Annotated in this window: 11 protein-coding genes; 8 read left to right on the top strand and 3 right to left on the bottom strand. The window is 68.3% G+C overall.

From position 1 onward, the window contains the following. The 3 genes from ACTIFU_RS18840 to ACTIFU_RS18830 all read left to right on the top strand — a co-directional run. The coding region (locus ACTIFU_RS18840; RefSeq protein WP_439579862.1) for a (2Fe-2S)-binding protein at positions 1–301 on the top strand (301 nt) is incomplete at its 5' end. A 6-nt stretch (positions 302–307) separates the two neighbouring features. Then, positions 308–1429 (top strand): NAD(P)/FAD-dependent oxidoreductase, encoded by a 1122-nt coding sequence (locus ACTIFU_RS18835; protein ID WP_439579861.1) that lies wholly within the window; start codon positions 308–310, stop codon positions 1427–1429. Further along, positions 1426–2367, top strand: coding sequence for a dihydrodipicolinate synthase family protein (locus ACTIFU_RS18830; RefSeq protein WP_439579860.1), 942 nt, complete (start codon positions 1426–1428; stop codon positions 2365–2367). Before ACTIFU_RS18835 ends, ACTIFU_RS18830 begins: the two co-directional genes overlap by 4 nt. On the opposite strand, the gene ACTIFU_RS18825 is transcribed toward ACTIFU_RS18830, so the two are convergent. The 3 genes from ACTIFU_RS18825 to ACTIFU_RS18815 form a co-directional block, all read right to left on the bottom strand. Further along, on the bottom strand, positions 2315–3052 hold the full coding sequence (locus ACTIFU_RS18825) for an amino acid ABC transporter permease (RefSeq protein WP_439579859.1): 738 nt from the start codon (positions 3050–3052) through the stop codon (positions 2315–2317). The genes ACTIFU_RS18830 and ACTIFU_RS18825 overlap by 53 nt on opposite strands. Before the next feature lie 3 nt (positions 3053–3055). Then, positions 3056–3721, bottom strand: coding sequence for an amino acid ABC transporter permease (locus ACTIFU_RS18820; protein WP_439579858.1), 666 nt, complete (start codon positions 3719–3721; stop codon positions 3056–3058). 109 nt (positions 3722–3830) lie between these two features. Further along, positions 3831–4655, bottom strand: coding sequence for a transporter substrate-binding domain-containing protein (locus ACTIFU_RS18815; protein ID WP_439579857.1), 825 nt, complete (start codon positions 4653–4655; stop codon positions 3831–3833). Between the two features lie 128 nt (positions 4656–4783). Here ACTIFU_RS18815 and ACTIFU_RS18810 point away from each other — a divergent pair, with 128 nt between their 5' ends. The 5 genes from ACTIFU_RS18810 to ACTIFU_RS18790 form a co-directional block, all read left to right on the top strand. After that, on the top strand, positions 4784–5521 hold the full coding sequence (locus ACTIFU_RS18810; RefSeq protein ID WP_439579856.1) for an amino acid ABC transporter ATP-binding protein: 738 nt from the start codon (positions 4784–4786) through the stop codon (positions 5519–5521). Between the two features lie 58 nt (positions 5522–5579). Next, on the top strand, positions 5580–6395 hold the full coding sequence (locus tag ACTIFU_RS18805) for a transporter substrate-binding domain-containing protein (protein WP_439579855.1): 816 nt from the start codon (positions 5580–5582) through the stop codon (positions 6393–6395). A 13-nt stretch (positions 6396–6408) separates the two neighbouring features. Continuing rightward, on the top strand, positions 6409–7083 hold the full coding sequence (locus ACTIFU_RS18800) for an amino acid ABC transporter permease (RefSeq protein ID WP_439579854.1): 675 nt from the start codon (positions 6409–6411) through the stop codon (positions 7081–7083). A 4-nt stretch (positions 7084–7087) separates the two neighbouring features. After that, positions 7088–7819 (top strand): amino acid ABC transporter permease, encoded by a 732-nt coding sequence (locus ACTIFU_RS18795; protein WP_439579853.1) that lies wholly within the window; start codon positions 7088–7090, stop codon positions 7817–7819. After that, the coding region (locus ACTIFU_RS18790) for a DUF6282 family protein (protein WP_439579852.1) at positions 7816–8110 on the top strand (295 nt) is incomplete at its 3' end. The genes ACTIFU_RS18795 and ACTIFU_RS18790, both read left to right, overlap by 4 nt.

The raw sequence follows: 8110 nt of genomic DNA, 5'->3' as shown, positions 1-8110 counted from the left end.
CCCGCCGGACACCGTGGTCTGCCGCTGCGAGGACGTGGCGCGCGCCGAGATCGAGGAGGCGATCGGTGCCGGCGCGCGTGACCTGAACCAGCTCAAGCAGTGGACGCGCTGCGGCATGGGTCCCTGCCAGGGCCGCATCTGCGGCGAGACCGCAGCGACGCTGCTCGCGCCCCATGTGGGCGGTCGCGAAGCGGCGGGACTGTGGACCGGGCGGCCGCCGCTGCGCCCCGTGGCGGCGGATGAGATCCTCGGCACCTTCGACTATGCCGACATCCCGATCCCCGCCCCTGCCCCCCTCTGACCAGAGATGAGCACGTGCGTCGACTGCGCCGTCATCGGCGCCGGGGTGATGGGGTGCAGCGTCGCGCTCGGGCTTGCGCGCGCGGGGATGTCGGTCGTCCTGCTCGACAAGGGCGCGATCTGCCGCGAGGCGTCGGGTGTGAACGCCGGCACGCTCACCATGCAGATGACCCGCGCCGCCCTCATCCCCTACGCGCTGAAAGCGTGGGAGTTCTGGATGGACACGCCGCGCTGGCTCGGTCTCGCGGTCGGCACCGAGCGGCGCGACGGGCTCTCGCTTGCATTCACCGAGGCCGAGGCAGCGATGCTCGAGGCGCGGGCGGCGGCGCGCCGGGCGGCGGGGGCGCCGATCGAGCTGGTCGGCGCAGCACGGGCGCGCGAGATCGAGCCGGGCCTCACCGATCGCGCACTGATGGCCGGGTTCTGCCCGGTGGACGGGTTCACCAGCGCCTATCTCACCGGCCGCGCGTTCCGCCTCGCGCTCGGCGCCGCCAGCGTGGCGCTGCGAGAGCACGACGCGGCGGTCGGGGCAGAGCGCAGGCAGGGACGGTTCGTCGTGCGGACCGCCGCCGGCTTGCGCGTCGAGGCAGCCCGGCTCGTGCTTGCGGGCGGCGTTTGGCTCGAGGAGATGGCCGCCTGGTTCGGCATCCGCCTGCCGATCAAGGTGTTGATCAACCAGCTTGCGGTGACCGAACGCATGCCGCCCGTGATGCGCACGGTGCTCGGGATCGCTTCGGGTCTGTTGTCGCTCAAGCAGTACCCGAGCGGCACCGTGTTGATCGGCGGCGGCTGGCAGGGCTGCGGCGGCCGGCACGAGGGCCGCGGCGACGCCTTCATCCCCGACAACTTGATCGGCAATATCCGGCTCGCGGCGTTCGTGATCCCGGCGCTCCGCCGCGCGCGTGTAGTGCGCGCCTGGCTGGGCCTCGAGGCCGAGACCGCGGACGCCCTGCCTGTGCTCGGCCCCCTCCCGGGGGTCGAGGACGGCTGGATCATCGGCAGCGTGCATTCGGGCTACACGAGCGGGCCGTTCATGGGCACGCTGCTTGCCGATGCGATCCTGGGCAGGCAGCACGCACTGCCGCTGTTCCCGATCGACCGTCTGCTCCAGCCGAAGGCCGCCGCATGATCCCTCGTACTGCCATGCCCTGGGACGGAATCTATCCCAGCACGATCGTTCCGCTCACGCCGGATCGCGCGCTCGACGAGAGCGCGCTCGCCCGGCACACCGACGCGGTCTGTGCGCCGGACGGCATTGTCGGCGTGCTCTGCAACGGGCACGCCGGCGAGAACGTCTATCTCTCGCGCGGCGAGAAGCGGCGCGTGCTGGAGATCACGGTCGCGGCGGTGGGCGCGCGCCGGATCGTCGTCTGCGGCATCAATGCCGAGGCGACCGACGAGGCGGCCGCGCACGCGCGCGACGCGCGCGAGGCCGGTGCGGACGCGATCATGGTGTTCGCGCCCAACGGCTGGGCGACGTTCCACGACCCCGCGGCGATCCGCGTGCACCATCGCGCGGTGATCGAGGCCGCGGGCCTGCCGGTGTTCCTGTTTCAGGGCAGCGTGCATGCGGGGCGCACCGCCTTCCCGCCCGCGCTGCTCGCCGAGCTCGCTGCCCTACCCGGCGTGGTGGGGGTGAAGGAGGGAAGCTGGGAGACCGCCGCCTACGAGGCCTCGCGTCGCGCGGTGCACGCCGCGGCGCCGCATGTGCGGGTGATGGCGAGCGGGGACGAGCACCTCTTCTCCTGCTTCGTGCTCAGCAGCGACGGCAGCCTCGTCTCGCTCGCCGACATCATTCCCGAGACGATCGTCGCGCTCGATCGCGCCGTGCGCGCGAGCGATCTCGCCGCCGCGCGTCGCTACCACAATCTGGTCTACCCGCTCGCCAAGGCGATCTATGGCACGCCGCCGGGCGGCTCGGCGACCGCGCGCATCAAGGCCTGCCTCTGGCTGCTTGGCCGGATCCCGTGCGCCGCGACCAAGCGGCCGGTTGGGCCGTTGCCCGAGGCCGAGCTCACCCGGCTGCGCTTGCTGCTGGCCGAGACCGGGCTGCTGGCGGGGTCGTGATGCGCACCGCGAGACGGGATTCCAGCCAGCGGCCGAACCGCCCGACGCTCCACGAGATCACGAAGTAGAGGATAAGCACGGTGCCGTAGCAGAGCAGGGCCGAGAAGCCGCGCTGGTTCAGCGCCCGGGCGGCCGAGGTGAGCTCGAGGAAGCCGATCTGCACCGCGAGCGAGGTCTCCTTAATCATCGACAGCGTGTGCACGGTCGAGGGCGGCAGGATCACCCGCCAGGCCTGCGGCAGCACGACGCGACGAAGCGTGGTCAGCGGCGCGAGGTTCATCACCAGTGCGGCCTCCCACTGCGTGCGGTGGATGCTCTCGTAGCCGGCGCGGATGTTCTCGGCCGCGAGCGCGCTCATGCGCAGCGCGACCGCGGTCGCCGCGACCGTGAACAGAGCCACCTTCGCACCCGAAAGCTGGAAGGCGAAAAACGTCGTCAGCAGCAGGATCAGGAACGGGATGCGCCGCAGGATCTCCACCAGCAGCGTGCAGAGCCAGCGGAGCGGCGCGACCGGGTTGACGCGCTCCAGCCTGAGCGTGGCCAGCACGAACCCGGCGAGATAGCCCGCTGCACAGCCCACGACCGACAGCGCGAGCGTGTTGCCCGCGGCAGTGGTCAGGAAAAGTATGTTCCAATAGGTGAAAAACCGTGGCGCCTCGTCGAGCAGGATCTCCCACGCGCTCATGGCTCAGAACGCCTTTGCCTTGACGCGGAACAGCACGCGCCCAAGCGTCCAGAGCCCGAGCGAGAGCGCGATCGTCAGTACGACGTAGATCCCGGCCACGATAGAGAAGATCTCGAAGCTGCGAAACGTCCGGCTGTTCGCCTCAAGCGCACGGCCGGTCAGCTCTTCCACCCCGAAGATCGCCGCCATCGAAGTGCCGAGCGTCATGATGATCGCGTGGTTGGAGAGCGCAGGATAGAGCGCGCGCACCACATGCGGCGCGATCACGTACCAGACGGTCTGGAGCCGCGAGAACCCGAGCGTCTCGGCCGCCTCCATCTCCGCGCGATGGATCGAGGAGAAGCCGGCGCGGCAGATCTCCGTTAGATACGCGCCAGCATTGAACGTCATGCCGAGCAGCACGCAGGCATAGGGCGAGATGATGATGCCGAACTCAGGCAGGGCGAAGAACAGGAAGAAGATCTGCACGAGCTGCGGCGTGTTGGTGAAGAAGCTCACATACACGTCGACAACGAGGCGCAGCGGCGCGGGGCCGAAGCGGCGGAACGATTCGGCGAACAGGCCAATCAGCAGCCCGAGCAGAAAGGAAAGCGCGGCGATCTCCAGGGAGAGGAGCGCGCCGCGAAGGAAGTCCGGAATATACCCGGTGACTTGGCCGTACTGGAGCATCGCACAGAGGGGCGCCGCCCCCTGCACCCCCGGCAGGGCTCCGCCCCGCACCCGCCAAGGGCCATTGGCCCTTGGAACCCGGGAATGAGGGGCGACGCCCCTGGTTCCGTCAGAACATCGGGTTGAGCGGCACCGGCGTCTTCATCGGTGTGCCGAACCACTTCTCCCAGGTCGCATTCACGAAACCTGACTTGTGCATCTCGAACAGCACGACGTTCAACGCGTCGCGCAGCGTGTAGTTGCCCTTCTGCACGCCGATCGGAACCCAGGTGCTGTCGATCGCCTCATCCAGGATCTTCCAGCGCACGTTGCGATACTGGCGGATCGGGATCACCACGCTTTCCACCACGTCCACCATGCCATCCGCCCGCCCCTGCGCGATCGTGCGGATCGCGTCCGGGTAATTGTCGAGCAGCGTCATCCTCGCTTTGGGCGCGTTCTTCTCGATCCAAGGAATGCCGATCGTGCCGCGCACCTGCACCAGCGTAACCGAATCCCGATCGAGGTCGGCGAGCTTCTCGATGCCCTTCCCCTCCACCGTCAGCACGCCCATCGTCTGCGTGTGCAGCGGAATCGTGTAGTCTATCACGAGGGCCCGCGCCGGCGTGCGCGTGATCGCACCGAGCACGATGTCGATCCGGTCGGCTTGCAGGAACGGGATGCGATCCGGGCTGCCGACCCGTACCACCTCCAGGTTGACCTGCATGATGCGCGCGATCTCTCGGGCGATGTCGACATCGAACCCATCAATCTCGTTACGGTCATTGAAGGTGCCAAACGGCGGCAAGGTGGGATTGATCCCGGCCCTGAGCGTCCGCGTCGACAGCACCTGGTCGAGCGGCCGGGCCATTACCCCTGACGCGCCCAGGAGGAGTCCCACGCCGGCGAGCCCGAGTGCGCCGCGCCGGCCGAGTCCGCGTGTCATGCTGGTCATGCTGATCGTCCCCGTCTTGCTTCTCTACGGACCGGCCCAAAGGCCGGCCTCGGCGATGAGGCTAGTGTCACTGCCGCAGCGCGGCAACCCGACTTGACGGCCGGCCCCGGCCAAGAAACCATGCCGCCGTGAGCTTCCTGACGATCGATGGCCTCTCCGCCTCCTATGGTCGCACGCCCGTGCTGCGGGAGGTGAGCCTCTCGATCGACCGGGGCGCAGTGGTCTCCGTGATCGGTCCCTCGGGCAGCGGCAAGTCCACCCTGCTGCGGGTGCTAGTCGGCCTGCTCCGCCCCGAGGCCGGGAAGGTGTCGCTCGACGGAGCCACGGTCGACTATGCCTCGCGCGCCTCGCTGCGGGCGGCGCGGGACCGCTTCGCGATCGTGTTCCAGCAGTATAACCTGTTCCAGAACATGACCGCGCTGCGCAACGTCACCATCGCGCCGACCATCGTGAAGCGCCGCGCCCGGCCGGTGGTCGAAGCGGAGGCGCGGGCGCTGCTCGCCAAGGTCGGGCTAGCCGGCAAAGAGGATGCCTATCCGGACGAGCTCTCGGGCGGCCAGCAGCAGCGCGTCGCGATCGCGCGCGCGCTTGCGCTCCGCCCGGAGATCCTGCTGCTCGACGAGGTTACCAGCGCGCTCGATCCAGAGCTGGTCAACGAAGTCCTCGATACCATCCGGCTGCTGCGCGACGAGGGCATGACCATGATCGTGGTGAGCCACGAGATGGCGTTCGTGCGGGAGGTCGCCTCCACCGTCGTTTTCATGGTCCAGGGCCGCGTAGTCGAGGTCGGGCCCCCCGTCCAGGTCATCGAAGCGCCGCGCACCGACCGGCTGAGGAGCTTCACCGCCAAGATCCTGCGCCATTGACGCGCCTGGCGGTCCCTGCGGCGGGGCCATGCCGCCGACCGAACCACAGGAGGCCATGATGATCGTTCGCCGTTCGCTGTTCCTGGCGGGCCTTGCCGCCGGCGCCCTCGTGTCGCTCCCGCGCGCCGCAGGGGCACGGCCGCTCGACGACGTGATGCGCGCGAACGAGCTGCGCGTCGGCGTTAACCCGACGCTGCCGCCGCGCGCGATGTACGACGACCGCAACCAGATCGTCGGCTTCGAACCCGATGTCGCGGCCGCGATCGCCGAAAAGCTCGGCGTGCGCTTGGCGCTGGTGCCGGTGGGCAGTCCCGACCGCATTCCGTTCGTTGCCTCGGGGCGGATCGACTTCGTGATGGGAGCGATGAGCCGAACCAGCGAGCGCGCCAAGGTGATCGACTACACGGTGCCAGTGCACAGCGAGAACTACGGCATCGTGACGCGCGAGGACACCGGCATCGCCACGCTCGACGAACTTGACAGGGAGAGCGTCACGCTCGCGCAGGTGCGCGGCACTACGCCGATCCCCTTCATCGCGCGGCGCACACCCAAGGCCAAGGTGCTGCTGCTCGACAACTATCCTGACCGGAACCGCGCCATCGCCCAGCGTCGCGCGGATGCCAGCTTCGATGGCATTGACTCCGCGCCCTTCTCGCTGCGCACCTTCACCCAGGTGCAGTGGAAGATCATCCCCGTGGCGGAATACGGCGTCACCTACTCCGGGCTCGGCGTGGCCAAGGGCAACCACTCGCTGCGCATGTGGCTGAACGTCGCCCTCTACGAGCTCCACACCTCGGGCATGATCGAGTCAGCCTGGGAAAAGTGGTTCCTGTCGAAGATGGCGACCAAGGTGCCGGCCAACCCGTTCTTCTGACGCCGCGCCGCCGGTGTTCTACACGCTGCAATACGGCCAGGTCATCGGCTATGTCCCCTACCTGCTCGGCGGCGCGATCCTGACGCTGCAGCTCGCTGCGATCTCCTTCGTCGCAGGCGCAGCGATCGGGCTGGTCAACGCGGCGGTGCTGAGCTTCGGGCCGCGGCCCGCGCGAATCCTGGTACGCATCTACGTCACCTTCTTCCTCAACACCCCGCTCTTGGTCCAGGTGTTCTTCCTGTTTTTCGTCCTGCCAGAGGTGGGTATCCTGCTCTCCCCCTTCACGGCCGTCGCGCTTGGGATGAGCCTGAATGCGGGAGCGTATCTGACCGAGATCGAGCGCGCCGGGTTCCAGAGCATCCGGCGCACCGAGTTCGACGCGGCCGAGACGCTCGGGTTCACGCTCGTGCAGACCATCTGGTACGTGATCGTGCCGCATGTCGTGAAGGCGCTGTTCCCGCCGCTCTCCAACCAGTTCATCATCCAGGTGATGACGACCTCGCTCGCGGCGATCTTTGCGGTAGAGGAGCTGACAGGGCGGGCCTACAACATCAATGCCGAGACGTTTCGTACCCTCGAGATCTTCTCGATCCTTGCCGTCGTCTACATCGCTCTGACGCTGGTCGTCTCGGCCGCGCTCGCGCTCGCGGGACGGCACCTGTTCCGCGTCAAGGCCAAGGTGCTGTAGCGCCGTGTGGGCCCAGCTCGTCGAGGAGGCGCCGCGCTTCTTCGGTCCCTACAACCTGATGTTCCTCGGTACAGCACTGTTCCATACGCTCGGGCTGTCGTATCTTGGCGCGCTCGGCGGCTTCGCGATCGGCTTCGTGCTCGCGGTGCTGCGGCATCGCAGACTTGCGTTCTGGTGGCCGACCGCCCTGCTTGCGATCGCCTATGTCGAGGCGTTTCGGCGGATCCCCTTCCTGGTCAAGCTGATGTGCGTATTCTTCGCTTATCAGCTCGCCGGCGCGCAGGTGAGCATGTTCACCATCGCGCTCACCACCGTGGTCCTGTCCGCCGCATCCTTTGCGGCCGAGATCATCCGGGGCGGCCTTGAGGCGGTGGCGCCGCAGCAGTGGGACGCCGCCGAGGCCATGAACATGGGAGCGGTGCGCACCCTGTTCCGCGTGATCCTGCCTCAGTCCTGGCCGGTGATCCTGCCGCCCGCCTTCGGCTACATCGTCGGCTTCATGAAGTCGACCTCGATCGCCTCGCAGATCGGCGTGCTGGAGCTGACCTACGCCGCCAAGGTGCTGAACACGCGCGGCTACTCCGCCCTGCTCTGCTTCGGCTCGATCCTGCTGCTCTACTTCGCGATCTGCTGGCCGACCAAGCTCGCCGGCGAGGCGTTGGAGCGGCGTCTGATGCGGCGCCGGCGCGGCCCGGTGCCATCCGCTCTCGTGCTGGAGGAGGCTGTTGCACGATGACCCCCGATCCGTCGATGCCCGGCATGCGTCATCTCAAGGGTGCAATCGACTGCCACATCCACGCCGCGCCCCACCTGAGCGGCCGCTCCGTTGATGTGTTCCAGGCGGTGCGTCAGGCCGCGGCAGCCGGCATGCGTGCGATCGGACTGATGGACAACTTCGCTAACACCTCTGGCTACGCGGCGCTGGCGATGCGCGAGCTCGGGTATCTCGGCGTCGAGGTGTTCGGCGGGCTGATAATGCAGCCCGTCGCCGGCGGGGTGACGCTGGAGGCGGCGCGCACGGCGATCG

Origin of the sequence: Elioraea sp. (assembly GCF_051860475.1) — a bacterium.
GTDB lineage: Bacteria > Pseudomonadota > Alphaproteobacteria > Acetobacterales > Acetobacteraceae > Elioraea.
The sequence above is the reverse complement of the archived record's forward strand: the minus strand, read 5'-3'. Positions and strand labels throughout refer to the sequence as shown.

Coding starts and splice junctions, on each gene's coding strand:
- ACTIFU_RS18835 (WP_439579861.1), top strand. CDS start 308: ATGAGCACGTGCGTCGACTGCGCCGTCATCGGCGCCGGGGTGATGGGG.
- ACTIFU_RS18830 (WP_439579860.1), top strand. CDS start 1,426: ATGATCCCTCGTACTGCCATGCCCTGGGACGGAATCTATCCCAGCACG.
- ACTIFU_RS18825 (WP_439579859.1), bottom strand. CDS start 3,052: ATGAGCGCGTGGGAGATCCTGCTCGACGAGGCGCCACGGTTTTTCACC.
- ACTIFU_RS18820 (WP_439579858.1), bottom strand. CDS start 3,721: ATGCTCCAGTACGGCCAAGTCACCGGGTATATTCCGGACTTCCTTCGC.
- ACTIFU_RS18815 (WP_439579857.1), bottom strand. CDS start 4,655: ATGACCAGCATGACACGCGGACTCGGCCGGCGCGGCGCACTCGGGCTC.
- ACTIFU_RS18805 (WP_439579855.1), top strand. CDS start 5,580: ATGATCGTTCGCCGTTCGCTGTTCCTGGCGGGCCTTGCCGCCGGCGCC.